This window comes from Pseudomonas imrae (assembly GCF_046352735.2).
In the GTDB taxonomy this organism is placed as follows: domain Bacteria; phylum Pseudomonadota; class Gammaproteobacteria; order Pseudomonadales; family Pseudomonadaceae; genus Aquipseudomonas; species Aquipseudomonas imrae.
Genome location: NZ_CP110853.2, coordinates 5428866 through 5444440, shown reverse-complemented (window position 1 = coordinate 5444440; position 15575 = coordinate 5428866). Strand labels below are relative to the sequence as shown.

Genomic DNA, 15575 nt, shown 5'->3' with positions numbered 1-15575 from the left:
CCGGCCCGTTGTGGACGAACCAGGTAACAACGCCATGAAACGTACTTTCCAACCCAGCACTATCAAACGCGCCCGTACCCACGGCTTCCGTGCCCGCATGGCCACCAAGAACGGTCGTGCCGTCCTGTCGCGTCGTCGCGCCAAAGGTCGTGCGCGTCTGGCAGTTTGATAATCCGGCACTGGTGGTGAGTCAGGACTTCAGTCGGGAAAAGCGTCTGCTAACTCCCCGGCATTTCAAGGCAGTCTTTGACTCCCCCACCGGCAAGGTTCCGGGGAAAAATCTCCTGCTCCTTGCGCGTAACAACGATCTTGATCACCCCCGTCTCGGGTTGGTGATCGGCAAGAAGAGCGTAAAGCTCTCCGTTGAGCGCAATCGCCTCAAGCGTCTGATGCGCGAATCGTTTCGCCTCCACCAGGACACTCTGGTTGGTTGGGATATTGTTATCGTCGCGCGCAAAGGCTTGGGGGACGTAGAAAACCCCGAATTGATTCAGCATTTCGGCAAGCTCTGGAAACGTTTGGCTCGTACCAACAAGCCAGCACCAGCAGTCAGCACCGAAACTGTAGGGGTAGACAGCACTGATGCGTAAACTGGCCCTCGTTCCGATCCAGTTTTACCGCTATGCCATTAGTCCGCTGATGGGAAACCACTGTCGTTTCTACCCCAGTTGTTCCTGCTACGCGTATGAAGCCATAGAAAATCATGGCCTTCTGCGCGGTGGCTGGCTGACCTTTCGTCGTTTAGGTCGCTGTCATCCGTGGAATCCCGGTGGTTTTGACCCGGTTCCACCTATCCCTACCTCCCGTTCTTCTTCGATGGCCGAGTAATCATGGATATTAAACGCACGATCCTGATCGTCGCCCTGGCAATCGTGTCCTACGTTATGGTTCTTAAATGGAACCAAGACTATGGCCAGGCTGCCCTGCCGACTCAGAATGTTGCTACCAATCAGTCTGCTCCGGCTATTCCGGACGCACCTTTGGGTAACAATGCTTCCGCCAGTGCCGATGTACCCAGCGCGAATGCAGATACCAGCACCCCTGTAGAAAACCCGGTCATCACCAATAAAGACCTCATCCACGTTAAAACGGATGTGTTGGACCTGGCGATCGATCCACAGGGTGGCGATATTGCCCAACTGAAGTTGCCGCTGTATCCACGTCGCCAAGACCACCCGGATGTTCCGTTCCAACTGTTCGATAACGGTGGCGAACGTGTTTATCTGGCACAAAGTGGCCTGACCGGCACCGACGGTCCTGATGCTCGAGCTACCGGTCGTCCGGTTTATTCGACCGAACAACGGACTTATCAACTGGCGGATGGCCAGAAAGAGTTGAACGTTGACCTGAAATTCAGTCAAGACGGCGTCAACTACATCAAGCGTTTCAGCTTTACCCGTGGTTTGTACGATCTGAAAGTTACCTATCTGATCGACAACACAAGCGCCAAGCCGTGGACAGGTAACCTGTTTGCCCAGCTCAAGCGTGATGACAGCTCCGATCCGTCTTCCAGCACTGCCACCGGCACCGCGACTTACCTGGGCGCAGCCCTGTGGACAAGTGGCGAGCCGTACAAAAAAGTGTCGATGAAAGATATCGACAAGGGGGCGCTGAAAGAGACCGTCCAAGGCGGTTGGGTTGCATGGTTGCAGCACTACTTCGTGACCGCATGGATCCCGAACAAAGGCGAATCCAACCTGGTTCAGACCCGCAAGGACAACCAGGGCAACTACATCATCGGTTTTACTGGTCCGGCGTTGACCGTCGCGCCAGGTGCCAAGGCTGAAACAAGCGCTACCCTGTACGCCGGTCCGAAAAGCCAGGCCGTACTCAAAGAGTTATCCCCAGGTCTGGAATTGACTGTGGATTACGGCATCCTGTGGTTCATTGCCCAGCCAATTTTCTGGCTGCTGCAACATATCCACAGCATCGTCGGAAACTGGGGCTGGTCGATCATCTTCCTGACCATGCTGATCAAAGGGATTTTCTTCCCTCTGTCGGCTGCCAGCTATAAGTCGATGGCTCGCATGCGCGCCGTGGCTCCAAAACTGGCCGCATTGAAAGAACAGCATGGCGATGACCGGCAGAAAATGTCGCAAGCCATGATGGAACTGTACAAGAAAGAAAAGATCAACCCGCTGGGTGGATGCTTGCCGATTCTGGTACAGATGCCGGTATTCCTGTCGCTTTACTGGGTTCTCCTGGAAAGCGTGGAGATGCGCCAGGCTCCGTTCATGCTGTGGATAACTGACCTGTCGATCAAAGACCCGTTCTTTATCCTGCCGATCATCATGGGCGCGACCATGTTTATCCAGCAGCGCTTGAACCCGACTCCTCCGGATCCGATGCAGGCCAAGGTAATGAAAATGATGCCAATCATCTTCACCTTCTTCTTCCTGTGGTTCCCGGCTGGCCTGGTTCTGTACTGGGTAGTCAACAACGTGTTGTCGATCTCCCAACAGTGGTACATCACACGTAAAATCGAAGCGGCTGCGAAAAAAGCCGAGGCGTAATTTACTCTGTGGATAAAACCACTCAAGACGCCCCCTAGTGGGGCGTTTTGCTTTCCGTCACTTTTGTCCGGGTACCCGCCATGAGCGCTCCTCGTGAAACTATCGCCGCCGTCGCCACTGCTCAAGGTCGTGGCGGTGTCGGTATCGTTCGAATTTCCGGCCCGCTAGCCCGTGCGACAGCGCAATCTATCAGTGGCCGTGAACTCAAGCCACGGTACGCCCACTACGGGCCCTTTTTTGGGGACGGGCAAGAAATCCTCGATGAAGGCATCGCGCTGTATTTTCCCGGACCCAACTCTTTTACCGGGGAAGATGTATTGGAGTTGCAAGGCCACGGCGGCCCGATTGTCCTGGATATGTTGCTGCAACGCTGTCTGCAATTGGGTTGTCGCCTGGCGCGGCCGGGGGAGTTCAGCGAGCGGGCGTTTCTCAATGACAAACTGGACCTCGCCCAGGCCGAGGCCATTGCCGACCTGATCGAAGCCAGTTCTGCACAGGCTGCACGCAATGCCTTGCGCTCATTGCAAGGCGCGTTTTCCCAGCGTGTGCATAACCTCACCGAACAACTTATCGGCTTACGGATCTATGTCGAGGCTGCCATCGATTTTCCGGAAGAGGAAATCGACTTTCTTGCCGACGGCCACGTCCTGGCGATGCTCGATAACGTCCGCGATGAGTTATCCACAGTACTCAAGGAAGCCGGGCAGGGAGCATTGTTGCGCGATGGGATGACCGTGGTTATCGCCGGGCGGCCTAACGCCGGCAAGTCCAGCTTGCTTAATGCATTGGCAGGACGCGAAGCCGCGATCGTTACCGAGATCGCCGGCACCACCCGCGATGTGTTGCGTGAACATATCCACATCGATGGGATGCCCCTGCACGTCGTCGATACGGCAGGGTTACGCGATACAGACGACCAGGTGGAAAAAATCGGCGTGGAGCGGGCGCTAAAGGCTATTGGCGAAGCCGACAGGGTTCTGCTGGTGGTGGACGCAACGGCGCCCGAAGCGGTAGATCCCTTTGCCCTATGGCCGGAGTTTCTCGAGCAACGGCCAGACCCGGCCAAGGTCACGTTGATTCGCAACAAGGCTGACCTCACTGGTGAAGGTATTGCCCTGGAAGTTAGCGACGATGGCCATGTCACCATCAGCCTGAGTGCCAAGGCGGGTGGCGACGGACTTGAACTGCTGCGCGACCATCTCAAGGCCTGCATGGGCTACGAGCAGACCTCGGAAAGCAGTTTCAGTGCCCGTCGCAGGCATTTGGAAGCCCTGCGCCATGCGAGCGCTGCCCTGGAGCACGGTCGTGCGCAACTGACCCTGGCGGGTGCTGGTGAGCTGCTGGCCGAAGATTTGCGTCAAGCACAGCAGTTGCTGGGGGAAATTACCGGGGAATTCAGCTCCGATGATCTTTTGGGGCGGATCTTTTCCAGTTTTTGTATCGGTAAATAACGTTCTGCTGCATCCGGACAGGCCATTCGTGCCTGTCTGTCAGCCCCTATGCGGGCAATAAATCCTTTCTGAAAAAATATCCAAGGCCATACGGGGTTCTTGTGGGCGCCATTTGCCCTGAGAAACGCTGTTTTCTGTGGATTAAGCCCTGTGAATAACCGCCCCTGTGCCCAGTTGATAACAGGGCTTGAAAATTGAGGAAAACTCCCTCTGTGGATAACCACCTGTTTAATCCACAGGCTTAAAGTACTTATCCAAGGGCCTCCTTGGCACATGACCACAGACTTTTGAATCTCTGTACACAGCGTAGAATATAGCTTGTAGAGCTTTATCCACAGAAAAGCTGTTCAGTATAAATAAACATAAAAACAAAGATTTAATAAATCTCTCTCTTTTAATTTCTATTACCTGTGATTCATCCACAGCTGGTTAAATTTTGTGCAAAGGGTTCTTTACAAAGGCCTAAGTCCCTATACTTGCCGCCAAAGCTCTAAAACTCTCTTAACAATCAACTCCTGATTACCTACATAAGCAGGCACGAGGTGCGTGGTGGATTTCCCTTCCCGTTTTGAAGTGATCGTCATCGGCGGCGGTCATGCCGGTACCGAGGCAGCACTGGCATCAGCGCGCATGGGCGTGAAAACCCTGCTGTTGACGCATAACGTGGAAACCCTCGGTGCCATGAGTTGCAACCCCGCTATCGGCGGAATTGGCAAAAGCCATCTGGTCAAGGAAATCGACGCCCTGGGTGGCGCGATGGCCATGGCCACCGATAAAGGTGGTATTCAGTTTCGCGTGTTGAACAGCCGCAAAGGTCCGGCCGTGCGAGCCACCCGTGCTCAAGCCGACCGGATCCTGTACAAGGCCGCAATCCGCGAAACCCTGGAAAACCAGCCGAACCTGTGGATATTTCAGCAGGCAGCAGATGACCTGATTGTCGAGCAAGACCAGGTACGCGGTGTGGTCACTCAGATGGGGCTGCGTTTTCTCGCCGAATCGGTGGTGTTGACCACAGGTACGTTCCTTGGCGGACTTATCCACATTGGAATGCAGAATTATTCAGGTGGCCGTGCAGGTGATCCGCCCTCGATCGCACTCGCTCAGCGCCTGCGTGAACTGCCATTACGAGTGGGCCGCCTGAAAACCGGTACCCCGCCACGTATCGACGCACGGTCTGTGGATTTTTCGATGATGACCGAACAGGCCGGCGACACGCCGATTCCAGTCATGTCGTTCATGGGCTCCAAGGAACAACATCCACGGCAGATCAGTTGCTGGATAACTCACACCAATGCCCGTACCCACGAAATCATTGCCGCGAACCTCGATCGTTCGCCGATGTACTCCGGGGTGATCGAAGGCATTGGCCCGCGCTACTGCCCGTCGATTGAAGACAAGATTCATCGTTTTGCCGACAAGGAAAGCCATCAGGTCTTTATCGAACCGGAAGGCTTGACCACAAACGAGCTGTACCCGAACGGGATTTCCACCTCCCTGCCGTTCGATGTGCAAATCCAGATCGTGCAATCGATCCGTGGCATGGAAAACGCGCATATCGTGCGTCCCGGCTATGCCATCGAATACGACTATTTCGATCCACGTGACTTGAAATACAGCCTGGAAACCAAAGTTATTGGCGGCCTGTTCTTCGCCGGGCAAATCAACGGCACTACCGGTTACGAAGAAGCCGGCGCCCAGGGTTTGCTGGCCGGGACCAACGCCGCATTGCGTGCGCAGGGCAAAGACAGTTGGTGTCCGCGCCGCGATGAAGCCTACATTGGTGTGTTGGTCGACGACCTGATTACCCTGGGTACCCAGGAACCGTACCGGATGTTTACCTCCCGGGCCGAATATCGCCTGATTCTGCGCGAAGATAACGCGGACCTGCGTCTGACCGAAAAAGGCCGCGAGTTGGGCCTGGTTGATGACGCACGTTGGACCGCGTTCTGTAAAAAACGCGAAAGTATCGAGCTGGAAGAACAGCGTTTGAAAAGCACTTGGGTTCGCCCGGGCACAGAGCAGGGCGATGCAATTGCCGAAAAATTCGGCACGCCGCTGACCCACGAATACAATTTGCTGAACCTGCTGTCCCGTCCGGAAATCGACTATGCGGGTCTGGTCGAAGTCACGGGCGGCGGCGCCGAAGATCCACAGGTCGCCGAACAGGTTGAAATCAAGACAAAATATGCCGGCTACATTGATCGCCAGCAGGATGAAATCGCCCGCCTGCGCGCCAGTGAAAACACCAAACTGCCTGTGGATATCGATTACACGAGCATTTCCGGTCTTTCCAAAGAGATTCAAGGCAAGCTGGGGATAACTCGTCCGGAAACCCTGGGCCAGGCTTCTCGTATCCCGGGTGTCACCCCGGCAGCCATTTCGCTGTTGATGATTCATTTGAAAAAACGCGGCGCGGGCCGTCAGTTGGAGCAAAGCGCTTGAGTTCGTTGGTCACCTCGCAACACGCCGAAGAGTTATCCACAGGTGCGCGCAAGCTCGGCATCTCCTTGAGCGAAACCCAGCGCCAATTGCTGCTGGGTTACCTGGCCTTGTTGATCAAGTGGAACAAGGCTTACAACCTCACCGCAGTGCGTGACCCGGACGAAATGGTGTCGCGCCATCTGCTCGACAGCCTCAGCGTCATGCCATTTATCGAAAACGGACGCTGGCTGGACGTCGGCAGCGGTGGTGGAATGCCAGGTATTCCCTTGGCGATCCTGTTTCCAGAGTCGCAAGTGACCTGCCTGGACAGCAACGGCAAGAAGACCCGCTTCCTTACCCAGGTCAAACTTGAACTCAAACTGGATAACCTGCAAGTTATCCACAGCCGCGTCGAAGCCTATGCGCCTGAGCAGCCTTTCAACGGAATTGTTTCCCGGGCGTTCAGCAGCATGGAGAACTTCACCGGCTGGACTCGCCACCTGGGCGACAGTGACACGCGTTGGCTGGCAATGAAGGGCGTTCATCCAAGCGACGAGCTGTTAGCATTGCCGGCAGACTTCCACCTTGATAGCGAACACGCCTTGGCCGTACCCGGTTGCCAAGGCCAACGCCATCTGCTGATACTGCGCCGCACGGCATGATTGGGAACACAAGCAAGAATGGCTAAGGTATTCGCGATAGCGAACCAGAAAGGTGGTGTGGGTAAAACCACCACCTGCATCAACCTCGCAGCTTCCCTGGTCGCTACCAAGCGCCGGGTGCTGTTGATCGATCTCGATCCACAGGGCAACGCCACCATGGGTAGCGGTGTGGATAAACACGGCTTGGAAAACTCTGTCTACGACTTGCTGATTGGCGAGTGTGACCTGGCCCAGGCCATGCACTATTCCGAACACGGCGGTTATCAACTGCTGCCGGCCAACCGCGATTTGACCGCGGCGGAAGTGGTGCTGCTGGAAATGCAGATGAAAGAAAGTCGTCTGCGCAGCGCCTTGGCGCCCATCCGCGAGAATTACGATTACATCTTGATCGACTGCCCGCCGTCACTGTCGATGCTGACGCTCAACGCGTTGGTCGCCGCCGATGGGGTAATTATCCCCATGCAGTGCGAGTATTTTGCCCTCGAAGGCTTGAGTGACCTTGTGGATAACATCAAGCGTATCGCCGAGCTGCTGAACCCGAACCTGAAAGTCGAAGGCTTGTTGCGGACCATGTATGACCCGCGCCTGAGCCTGATGAATGACGTATCGGCGCAGCTCAAGGAACACTTTGGCGATCAGCTCTACGACACGGTGATCCCGCGCAATATTCGCCTGGCCGAAGCGCCAAGCTACGGTATGCCTGCGCTGGCGTACGACAAATCCTCTCGAGGCGCTCTCGCTTACCTGGCCTTGGCAGGCGAGATGGTTCGTCGCCAACGCCGTAACTCACGTACCGCTGCTGCCCAGCCAACTTAAGGAACCCCCATGGCCGTCAAGAAACGAGGTCTCGGACGTGGATTGGATGCACTGCTCAGTGGTCCGACTGTCACGACCCTTGAAGAACAAGCGGTGCAGGCTGAAGAGCGCGAGTTGCAACACGTGCCGCTGGACCTGATCCAGCGCGGCAAATACCAGCCGCGCCGGGACATGGATCCCCAGGCACTGGAAGAACTGGCGAACTCGATCAAGAGCCAGGGCGTGATGCAGCCGATTGTGGTGCGTCCCATTGGTGGTGGCCGGTTTGAAATCATCGCCGGTGAACGCCGCTGGCGTGCCAGCCAGCAAGCCGGTAAGGAAACCATTCCGGCGATGGTGCGTGATGTGCCGGACGAAGCTGCCATCGCGATGGCGCTGATCGAGAATATCCAGCGCGAAGACCTCAATCCGATTGAGGAAGCCATTGCCCTGCAGCGCTTGCAGCAGGAGTTCCAGCTGACCCAGCAACAAGTGGCGGATGCCGTGGGCAAGTCCCGCGTGACAGTTTCCAACCTGCTGCGCCTGATCGCGCTTCCGGAAGTGATCAAGACCATGCTTTCCCATGGCGACCTGGAAATGGGTCACGCTCGGGCATTGCTGGGTTTGCCGGAAAATCAACAGGTTGAAGGGGCGCGACACGTTGTCGCACGAGGCCTCACCGTTCGTCAGACGGAAGCACTGGTTCGCCAATGGCTCAACGGTAAACCGGCTGCTGTGGAAGCGACCAAAGCCGACCCGGATATCGCTCGTCTCGAGCAGCGCCTGGCCGAGCGCCTAGGCTCTGCGGTGCAAATTCGCCACGGAAAGAAGGGCAAAGGGCAATTGGTTATCGGATATAACTCTCTCGATGAGCTTCAGGGCGTCCTTGCCCACATCCGCTGAAACATTTGCTTATGTAGCGCACAGTCGGAAATCACTACCCGGCAGTTGAATAGGGGCTGAACCGCCCCTATACTCTGCGCGCATTTTGTCGGCACAAATTATGCCAAGTTATTGATTTCCGGCAGCCGACCATTGAGGAGCAAAAGTGATGGAAACCCGCACGCCAAACACGTTGCCGTTCCATCGCTTGGCTGTTTTCCCGGTTTTAATGGCCCAATTTGTCATTTTGCTGATCGCTGCATTGGCGCTTTGGTATTGGCATGGAGTCGTAGCCGGATATTCAGGTCTCTGTGGAGGCCTGATAGCCTTGCTGCCCAACATGTATTTTGCTCACAGGGCTTTTCGGTTTTCCGGCGCCCGAGCAGCCCAGGCTATCGTCCGGTCTTTTTATGCCGGTGAGGCGGGCAAACTGATTTTAACGGCAGTGCTTTTTGCACTGACCTTCGCAGGTGTGAAGCCATTGGCGCCGCTGGCTGTATTCGGCGTCTTCGTGCTGACCCAACTGGTCAGCTGGTTTTCGCCCCTGCTGATGAGAACAAGACTTTCGAGACCTTAGGGCGTTTGAGGCAACCATGGCAGAGACAACCGCTTCGGGCTATATCCAGCACCACTTGCAGAACCTGACCTTCGGTCAGCATCCTACTGGCGGCTGGGGCTTTGCCCACACCGCTGCAGAAGCCAAAGAAATGGGCTTCTGGGCTTTCCACGTCGATACTCTCGGCTGGTCGGTCGCACTGGGTCTGATCTTCGTCCTGATTTTCCGCATGGCCGCCAAGAAGGCAACTTCTGGTCAGCCGGGTGCTTTGCAGAACTTCGTTGAAGTATTGGTCGAATTCGTCGATGGCAGCGTGCGAGACAGCTTCCATGGTCGTAGCGCGGTGATTGCACCGCTGGCACTGACCATCTTCGTCTGGGTGTTCCTGATGAACGCCGTCGACCTGATCCCGGTCGACTGGATTCCTCAGTTGGCCATCATGATCTCCGGCGACCCGCACATTCCATTCCGTGCCGTATCGACCACTGACCCGAACGCTACCCTGGGCATGGCCCTTTCGGTGTTCGCGCTGATCATTTTCTACAGCATCAAGATCAAGGGCATCGGCGGCTTCATCGGCGAACTGACCCTGCACCCGTTCGGCAGCAAGAACATCTTCGTTCAAGCCCTGTTGATCCCGGTGAACTTCCTGCTGGAATTCGTGACCCTGATCGCCAAGCCGATTTCCCTGGCTCTGCGACTGTTCGGCAACATGTATGCCGGCGAGTTGGTGTTCATTCTGATTGCTGTGATGTTCGGCAGCGGTCTGCTCTGGCTTAGCGGCCTGGGCATTGTTCTGCAGTGGGCGTGGGCTGTGTTCCACATCCTGATCATCACTCTGCAGGCGTTTATCTTCATGATGCTCACCATCGTCTACCTGTCGATGGCGCACGAAGAGAACCATTAAGACCAGTCTCGACTAGTCTGATGTCCTTCCCGGTGAAACGGGAAGGTGGCCTGAAAGGGCTATGAAACGATTTGTTTTACCGCTTTAAAATCTAAAAAACCTAAACCATACGACGTAAAAGTCGGGAGGAAAGATGGAAACTGTAGTTGGTCTAACCGCTATCGCTGTTGCACTGTTGATCGGCCTGGGCGCCCTGGGTACTGCCATTGGTTTCGGCCTGTTGGGCGGCAAGTTCCTGGAAGGCGCAGCGCGCCAGCCAGAAATGGTTCCAATGCTGCAAGTTAAAATGTTCATCGTTGCCGGCCTGCTCGACGCCGTGACCATGATCGGTGTTGGTATCGCTCTGTTCTTCACCTTCGCGAACCCCTTCGTTGGTCAACTCGCCGGTTAATCACTCGTTTTTTCGAGTGATTGGTGTGTTGTGCAACGAACGAGCGAGGTATTGGCGTGAACATTAATGCAACCATTATTGGTCAGTCCTTAGCGTTCTTGATTTTTGTAGTTTTTTGCATGAAGTTCGTATGGCCTCCGGTCATCGCAGCTTTGCACGAACGTCAGAAGAAGATCGCGGATGGACTGGACGCTGCCGCCCGAGCAGCTCGCGACCTGGAGTTGGCCCAAGATAAAGCGGGTCAGCAACTGCGCGAAGCGAAAGCTCAGGCAGCTGAAATCATTGAGCAAGCCAAGAAACGCGGTAACCAGATTGTTGAAGAGGCTGTTGAAAAAGCCCGTATCGACGCTGACCGTGTGAAGGTTCAGGCTCAGGCCGAGATCGAGCAGGAATTGAACAGTGTCAAAGATGCGCTGCGTGCCCAATTGGGTGCTCTGGCCGTCGGCGGTGCTGAGAAGATCCTGGGTGCCACAATCGATCAAAACGCGCACGCGGAGCTGGTTAACAAACTGGCTGCTGAAATTTAAGCGAGGGCGATCATGGCAGAATTGACCACGTTGGCCCGACCTTACGCTAAGGCAGCCTTCGAGCACGCCCAGGCCCACCAGCAGCTGGCCTCTTGGTCAGCCATGCTCGGCCTGGCTGCAGCAGTGTCGCAAGACGACACCATGCAGCGCGTGCTCAAGGCCCCGCGACTGACGAGCGCAGACAAGGCCGCCACGTTTATTGACGTGTGCGGCGACAAGTTTGATGTGAAAGTGCAGAACTTCATTCACGTCGTTGCCGAAAACGACCGTCTCCCGCTTCTGCCGGAGATTGCCGCTCTGTTTGACCTGTACAAGGCTGAACAAGAGAAGTCGGTAGACGTTGAAGTGACCAGTGCTTTTGCATTGAACCAAGAACAGCAAGACAAACTCGCCAAGGTTCTCAGTGCACGACTCAATCGGGAAGTGCGCCTGCAAGCTACGGAGGACGCATCCCTGATTGGTGGTGTCGTTATCCGCGCCGGCGACCTGGTTATCGATGGCTCGATTCGCGGCAAACTCGCGAATCTTGCCGAAGCATTGAAATCTTGAGTTTGAAGGGGCAGCAGAGCAATGCAGCAACTCAATCCTTCCGAAATAAGTGAAATTATCAAGGGCCGCATCGACAAGCTCGATGTGACCTCCCAAGCCCGTAACGAAGGCACTGTCGTCAGCGTATCTGACGGTATCGTGCGGATTCACGGTCTGGCCGACGTAATGTACGGCGAGATGATCGAGTTTCCGGGCGGCGTCTACGGTATGGCCCTCAACCTGGAGCAAGACTCCGTAGGTGCCGTTGTATTGGGCGCGTACACCAGTCTGGCTGAAGGCATGAGCGCCAAGTGCACCGGCCGCATCCTCGAAGTTCCGGTTGGTAAGGAACTGCTGGGTCGCGTAGTCGACGCACTGGGTAATCCTGTTGACGGCAAAGGTCCACTGGGCAACACCGAGACCGACGCGGTCGAGAAAGTTGCTCCAGGCGTGATCTGGCGTAAGTCGGTAGACCAGCCTGTACAGACTGGCTACAAGGCTGTCGATGCCATGATTCCTGTCGGCCGTGGCCAGCGTGAGCTGATCATCGGTGACCGTCAGATCGGTAAAACCGCTCTGGCGATCGACGCGATCATCAACCAGAAAGACAGCGGCATTTTCTGCGTCTACGTAGCGATCGGTCAGAAGCAATCGACCATCGCCAACGTGGTTCGCAAGCTGGAAGAAAACGGCGCCCTGGCCAACACGATCATCGTGGCTGCCAGTGCTTCGGAATCTCCTGCGCTGCAGTTCCTGGCACCGTACTCCGGTTGCACCATGGGTGAATTCTTCCGCGACCGCGGTGAAGACGCGCTGATCGTTTATGACGATCTGTCCAAGCAAGCAGTGGCTTACCGCCAGATTTCCCTGCTGCTGCGCCGTCCACCAGGTCGTGAAGCCTACCCAGGCGACGTGTTCTATCTCCACTCCCGTCTGTTGGAGCGCGCATCCCGCGTTTCCGAAGAGTACGTAGAGAAGTTCACCAACGGCGCAGTAACCGGCAAAACCGGTTCCCTGACCGCATTGCCGATCATCGAAACCCAGGCTGGCGACGTTTCCGCGTTCGTTCCGACTAACGTGATTTCCATCACCGACGGTCAGATCTTCCTGGAATCGGCCATGTTCAACTCCGGGATCCGTCCTGCTGTGAACGCCGGTGTTTCGGTATCCCGTGTGGGTGGTGCCGCTCAGACCAAGATCATCAAGAAGCTCTCCGGTGGTATCCGTACCGCTCTGGCTCAGTACCGTGAACTGGCGGCATTCGCCCAGTTCGCTTCTGACCTGGACGAAGCGACCCGTAAGCAACTTGAGCATGGTCAGCGCGTTACCGAGCTGATGAAGCAGAAGCAATACGCGCCAATGTCGATCGCTGACATGTCGCTGTCGCTGTATGCCGCTGAGCGTGGGTTCCTGACTGACGTCGAAATCGCCAAGGTCGGCAGCTTTGAACAAGCGCTGATTGCTTACTTCAACCGAGATCATGCCGATTTGATGGCCAAGATCAACGTGAAGGGTGACTTCAATGACGAAATCGACGCTGGCCTCAAGGCCGGTATCGAGAAGTTCAAGGCCACCCAAACCTGGTAAGCCGCAGCGGGAGCCGCAAGGCTCCCGCTTGCTAACCTGATAGGTGTTACATGGCAGGCGCAAAAGAGATTCGCAGTAAGATTGCGAGCATCAAAAGCACGCAAAAAATTACCAGCGCCATGGAGAAAGTGGCGGTCAGCAAAATGCGCAAGGCACAAATGCGCATGTCGGCTAGCCGTCCTTATGCGGAGCGTATCCGCCAGGTAATTGGGCATCTGGCCAACGCCAACCCGGAATACCGCCACCCGTTCATGATCGACCGCGCAGTCAAGCGTGTCGGTTATGTCGTAGTGAGCAGTGACCGTGGTTTGTGCGGTGGTCTGAATACCAACCTGTTCAAGGCCCTGGTCAAGGACATGGCGGTAAACCGCGAAAACGGCGTCGAGATCGATCTGTGTGTTGTTGGTAGCAAGGGTGCGGCCTTTTTCCGCAACTTCGGCGGTAACGTCGTTGCAGCTATCAGCCACTTGGGTGAAGAGCCGTCGATCAATGATTTGATCGGCAGCGTCAAGGTGATGCTGGATGCGTACCTGGAAGGCCGGATTGACCGCCTGTCCGTGGTATCCAACAAGTTCATCAACACCATGACACAACAGCCTACCGTGGAGCAGTTGATTCCACTGGTGGCCACCCCGGATCAGGAACTCAAGCACCACTGGGACTACCTCTACGAACCCGACGCCAAAGAGCTGCTTGACGGCTTGATGGTGCGTTACGTGGAGTCGCAGGTATACCAGGCGGTGGTCGAGAACAACGCAGCTGAACAAGCGGCGCGGATGATCGCGATGAAAAACGCTACCGACAACGCCGGTGATCTGATCAGCGATTTGCAGCTGATCTACAACAAGGCGCGTCAGGCTGCGATCACCCAAGAGATCTCGGAAATCGTCGGCGGCGCTGCCGCGGTTTAACGGTTCAAATATTCAGAGGATCCAGCTATGAGTAGCGGACGTATCGTTCAAATCATCGGCGCCGTTATCGACGTGGAATTCCCACGCGACAGCGTACCGAGCATCTACAACGCGCTGAAAGTACAAGGCGCGGAAACTACCCTGGAAGTCCAGCAACAGCTGGGCGACGGCGTAGTTCGTACCATTGCGATGGGTTCCACCGAAGGCTTGAAGCGCGGTCTGGACGTTGTCGACACTGGCGCCGCCATCTCCGTACCGGTCGGTAAAGCGACCCTGGGCCGGATCATGGACGTGCTGGGCAACCCGATCGACGAAGCTGGCCCGATCGACACCGAAGAGCGTTGGGGCATTCACCGTCCAGCACCTTCGTTCGCCGAACAAGCTGGCGGCAACGACCTGCTGGAAACCGGCATCAAGGTTATCGACCTGGTTTGCCCGTTCGCCAAGGGCGGTAAAGTTGGTCTGTTCGGTGGTGCCGGTGTGGGCAAGACCGTAAACATGATGGAACTGATCCGTAACATCGCCATCGAGCACAGCGGTTATTCCGTGTTCGCCGGTGTGGGTGAGCGTACTCGTGAGGGTAACGACTTCTACCACGAGATGAAGGACTCCAACGTTCTGGACAAAGTGGCACTGGTTTACGGTCAGATGAACGAGCCGCCGGGTAACCGTCTGCGCGTAGCACTGACCGGCCTGACCATGGCCGAGAAGTTCCGTGACGAAGGTAACGACGTTCTGCTGTTCGTCGACAACATCTACCGTTACACACTGGCCGGTACCGAAGTATCCGCACTGCTGGGCCGTATGCCTTCTGCAGTAGGTTACCAGCCGACCCTGGCTGAAGAGATGGGCGTTCTGCAAGAACGTATCACTTCGACCAAGGAAGGTTCGATCACTTCGATCCAAGCGGTATACGTACCTGCGGATGACTTGACCGACCCGTCGCCAGCGACCACCTTCGCCCACTTGGACGCCACCGTCGTACTGTCCCGTGACATCGCCTCGCTGGGTATCTACCCTGCGGTCGATCCACTGGACTCGACTTCGCGCCAGCTGGATCCGAACGTGATCGGCCAGGAGCACTACGACACCGCTCGCGGCGTCCAGTACGTGCTGCAGCGTTACAAAGAACTGAAGGACATCATTGCGATCCTGGGTATGGACGAGCTGTCGGAAACCGACAAGCAGTTGGTATCCCGCGCTCGTAAGATCCAGCGTTTCTTGTCGCAGCCGTTCTTCGTGGCTGAAGTCTTCACCGGTGCTTCGGGTAAATACGTTTCCCTGAAAGACACCATTGCTGGCTTCAAAGGCATCCTCAACGGTGACTACGACCACCTGCCAGAACAAGCGTTCTATATGGTCGGCGGCATCGAAGAAGCGATCGAGAAAGCCAAGAAACTGTAATCCCGGCGCCCGGAAACGGGCGCTCATCAGGTTGAGGCAA

The 15575-nt window shown here is 56.0% G+C and carries 17 protein-coding genes; all 17 read left to right on the top strand.

The window, feature by feature from the left end:
* The first annotated feature begins 34 nt into the window (after positions 1 to 34).
* The 17 genes from rpmH (at position 35) to atpD (ending at position 15535) form a co-directional block, all read left to right on the top strand.
* Positions 35 to 169 (top strand): 50S ribosomal protein L34, encoded by a 135-nt coding sequence (gene rpmH / locus OQ460_RS24965; protein ID WP_003213577.1) that lies wholly within the window; start codon positions 35 to 37, stop codon positions 167 to 169.
* Positions 170 to 185: 16 nt separating this feature from the next.
* Positions 186 to 590 carry a ribonuclease P protein component gene (gene rnpA / locus OQ460_RS24960; RefSeq protein WP_053128141.1) on the top strand — a complete coding sequence of 135 codons (405 nt, stop codon included), beginning with the start codon at positions 186 to 188 and terminating at the stop codon, positions 588 to 590.
* Positions 583 to 828 carry a membrane protein insertion efficiency factor YidD gene (gene yidD, locus OQ460_RS24955; protein ID WP_410019907.1) on the top strand — a complete coding sequence of 82 codons (246 nt, stop codon included), beginning with the start codon at positions 583 to 585 and terminating at the stop codon, positions 826 to 828. Before rnpA ends, yidD begins: the two co-directional genes overlap by 8 nt.
* Before the next feature lie 2 nt (positions 829 to 830).
* Positions 831 to 2513 carry a membrane protein insertase YidC gene (gene yidC, locus OQ460_RS24950; RefSeq protein ID WP_410019906.1) on the top strand — a complete coding sequence of 561 codons (1683 nt, stop codon included), beginning with the start codon at positions 831 to 833 and terminating at the stop codon, positions 2511 to 2513.
* 80 nt (positions 2514 to 2593) lie between these two features.
* The gene (gene mnmE, locus OQ460_RS24945) at positions 2594 to 3964 is read left to right on the top strand and encodes a tRNA uridine-5-carboxymethylaminomethyl(34) synthesis GTPase MnmE (RefSeq protein ID WP_410019905.1); all 1371 of its coding nucleotides are present in this window, start codon (positions 2594 to 2596) and stop codon (positions 3962 to 3964) included.
* Positions 3965 to 4513: 549 nt separating this feature from the next.
* On the top strand, positions 4514 to 6406 hold the full coding sequence (gene mnmG / locus OQ460_RS24940; protein ID WP_410019904.1) for a tRNA uridine-5-carboxymethylaminomethyl(34) synthesis enzyme MnmG: 1893 nt from the start codon (positions 4514 to 4516) through the stop codon (positions 6404 to 6406).
* A complete protein-coding gene (gene rsmG / locus OQ460_RS24935) occupies positions 6403 to 7047 on the top strand; it encodes a 16S rRNA (guanine(527)-N(7))-methyltransferase RsmG (protein WP_410019903.1) in 645 nt (214 codons plus the stop codon). The genes mnmG and rsmG overlap by 4 nt, the downstream gene beginning before the upstream one ends.
* Before the next feature lie 18 nt (positions 7048 to 7065).
* A complete protein-coding gene (locus OQ460_RS24930; protein WP_410019902.1) occupies positions 7066 to 7863 on the top strand; it encodes a ParA family protein in 798 nt (265 codons plus the stop codon).
* A gap of 9 nt (positions 7864 to 7872) precedes the next feature.
* Positions 7873 to 8745, top strand: coding sequence for a ParB/RepB/Spo0J family partition protein (locus OQ460_RS24925; RefSeq protein WP_410019901.1), 873 nt, complete (start codon positions 7873 to 7875; stop codon positions 8743 to 8745).
* Between the two features lie 148 nt (positions 8746 to 8893).
* Positions 8894 to 9301, top strand: coding sequence for a F0F1 ATP synthase subunit I (locus tag OQ460_RS24920; RefSeq protein WP_339529621.1), 408 nt, complete (start codon positions 8894 to 8896; stop codon positions 9299 to 9301).
* A gap of 16 nt (positions 9302 to 9317) precedes the next feature.
* Positions 9318 to 10187 carry a F0F1 ATP synthase subunit A gene (atpB, locus tag OQ460_RS24915; RefSeq protein WP_410019900.1) on the top strand — a complete coding sequence of 290 codons (870 nt, stop codon included), beginning with the start codon at positions 9318 to 9320 and terminating at the stop codon, positions 10185 to 10187.
* Between the two features lie 133 nt (positions 10188 to 10320).
* The gene (atpE, locus tag OQ460_RS24910) at positions 10321 to 10578 is read left to right on the top strand and encodes a F0F1 ATP synthase subunit C (protein ID WP_002555987.1); all 258 of its coding nucleotides are present in this window, start codon (positions 10321 to 10323) and stop codon (positions 10576 to 10578) included.
* Positions 10579 to 10634: 56 nt separating this feature from the next.
* Positions 10635 to 11105: a F0F1 ATP synthase subunit B gene (locus OQ460_RS24905; RefSeq protein WP_017736230.1), complete on the top strand. Its 471-nt coding sequence runs from the start codon at positions 10635 to 10637 to the stop codon at positions 11103 to 11105.
* Positions 11106 to 11117: 12 nt separating this feature from the next.
* Positions 11118 to 11654, top strand: a complete 537-nt coding sequence (locus OQ460_RS24900; protein ID WP_410019899.1) for a F0F1 ATP synthase subunit delta — start codon at positions 11118 to 11120, stop codon at positions 11652 to 11654.
* Between the two features lie 21 nt (positions 11655 to 11675).
* Entirely contained in the window at positions 11676 to 13220 is a 1545-nt protein-coding gene (gene atpA, locus OQ460_RS24895; RefSeq protein WP_029290137.1) for a F0F1 ATP synthase subunit alpha, read from the top strand.
* A gap of 50 nt (positions 13221 to 13270) precedes the next feature.
* Complete coding sequence (gene atpG / locus OQ460_RS24890; RefSeq protein WP_084378364.1) at positions 13271 to 14131, top strand: F0F1 ATP synthase subunit gamma; 861 nt, start codon at positions 13271 to 13273, stop codon at positions 14129 to 14131.
* Between the two features lie 27 nt (positions 14132 to 14158).
* Positions 14159 to 15535 carry a F0F1 ATP synthase subunit beta gene (gene atpD / locus OQ460_RS24885; protein WP_015886645.1) on the top strand — a complete coding sequence of 459 codons (1377 nt, stop codon included), beginning with the start codon at positions 14159 to 14161 and terminating at the stop codon, positions 15533 to 15535.
* Positions 15536 to 15575: the final 40 nt, after the last annotated feature.